Annotated in this window: 2 protein-coding genes; both read right to left on the bottom strand. The window is 65.9% G+C overall.

Annotated elements, in window-relative coordinates:
- Nucleotides 1–153: 153 nt before the first annotated feature.
- Nucleotides 154–918 carry a GntR family transcriptional regulator gene (locus D7231_RS34560; RefSeq protein WP_120760299.1) on the bottom strand — a complete coding sequence of 255 codons (765 nt, stop codon included), beginning with the start codon at nt 916–918 and terminating at the stop codon, nt 154–156.
- A gap of 2 nt (nt 919–920) precedes the next feature.
- The gene (locus D7231_RS34555; protein WP_242000077.1) at nt 921–1,448 is read right to left on the bottom strand and encodes a GntR family transcriptional regulator; all 528 of its coding nucleotides are present in this window, start codon (nt 1,446–1,448) and stop codon (nt 921–923) included.
- Nucleotides 1,449–1,634: the final 186 nt, after the last annotated feature.

The raw sequence follows: 1,634 nt of genomic DNA, 5'->3' as shown, positions 1-1,634 counted from the left end.
GAGCCGTTGAGGCGAACAGTAGCGTTCGTGTGATCGTGATCGACACGTCCCCTGACGATCCCGAAGACGAGGGCGCCATGGAAGCCTAGACACACCTCCGCCCCGGACCGCAGGAACCGGTCCGGGGCGGAGGTGCAGTGTCAGGCGCCCACCTCAGCCCGCCGTAACGGCGTAAGACGCCTTGTAGATATGCCCTGGCTTCACCAACTCGGTGACCTCGATGGGGCGCCGGTTGTCGCTGTAGACGACACGGAACACATCGAGCAGCGGGATCTCCCCCGGGAGTTCCAGCAGCAGGAACTCCTCCGACGTGGCGAAGCGGGTGCCTACGACATCATCCTGTCCGCGAGTCGGGTAGCCCATCTGCTCCAGGAGCGCAGGAGAGCCGCCAGGGATCTTCCGCCGGTCAGCAAGCCGCGTACCCCTCGCCAGCTCGGCCGGATAGTACGACCAGACGAGCTCGGCGGGTGTGCTGTCGAGCAGGCCGATTCGCTTGCGCAGCACCGCAACGCCATCGTCTGGCAGCCCAAACACCTCGCGGACCCGGCGGGGCGGCACGATCTCGCGCACTTCCAAGATGCGATTGCTGCCCTTCTGGGAGCGCTTGGCGGCTTCCGTGATCCATGAGTAGGGCTGATCGGGACCGACCGGAGCCATCAACGAGGCGGGGGCAATCTCCATGGGAGCCCGCTCCCGAACGTAGACACCCTGCCCTGAGCGGCCGACGAGGAAGCCCTCGGCTTTGAGCTTCTTCAGAGCGCGCTGCACGGTGACGTTGGACGTGCTGAAGTCCCTGATCAGTTGCTCTGTGGTGGGCAAGCGGCGTCCTGGTTCCCACTCGCCGGACATGATCAGTCGCCGGATCTCGTGAGCGATGGTGTCCGAGATGGGGCGTGGGTCGGCGCGGTCGGGAGGCATGGTCACTGGATCTCCAGTTCGTAGCGGAGGCGGCGCGGGGCCTTCATGACCATGAGAGATGCCTCGAAGGGGGCTCCGTTCGCCGAGTAGGACGTGCGGGTGAGGGTGAGCACCGAGGCGCCAGGCTCAAGGAGAAGCGCCTCGGTCTCGTGCGGCTCAGCGGGCCGCTGCTCAATGTCCTCGACTGCGCGGTGTACGTGGTACCCGAGCCGAGCCAGCAGGGTGGTCGCCCCACCCGGGATCTTTGTGGGCTCCGCTAGCGGCGTGGCGTCGGCGATCCGGGGCGGGTAGTAGGAGTCCGCGAGTTCGACGGGCTGGCCGTCGAGGAGGATCAGCCGGCGACGAACTACCGCCCTGTCGCCAGCCGCGAGCCGCAGGGCCTCTGCCACTTCGACGGGCGGCTGAGCCATGGTCACCTCGGTCAGCCGTTGTGATGTGCGTCCTGGCGCCTCTGCCGTCCATGCGTCGCTCTCCCCTGCGGCGCGGGGAAGCAGGTAGGGCGTCGAGACGCTGGTCCACTTTTCGGTCACGTCTGCTCCTGCTCGTCTGGGCCCTGACCTCAACCTTAAGTCCTTGATGCGCAAGCAGGGGGCTCGGGTTTCAGACTCACATGGGCTCGATCGCTTGATACTCACAGCATCATGCGCTTATGGTTCTCAACGAACGCGAAGCCTGCGATTGGAGCCCTTGATGCTGCGTGTGAAGGAGGTGGCTGC

The sequence above is a fragment of the Streptomyces klenkii genome (assembly GCF_003626645.1).
Classification (GTDB): domain Bacteria; phylum Actinomycetota; class Actinomycetes; order Streptomycetales; family Streptomycetaceae; genus Streptomyces; species Streptomyces klenkii.
The sequence above is the reverse complement of the archived record's forward strand: the minus strand, read 5'-3'. Positions and strand labels throughout refer to the sequence as shown.

Coding starts and splice junctions, on each gene's coding strand:
- D7231_RS34560 (WP_120760299.1), bottom strand. CDS start 918: ATGCCTCCCGACCGCGCCGACCCACGCCCCATCTCGGACACCATCGCT.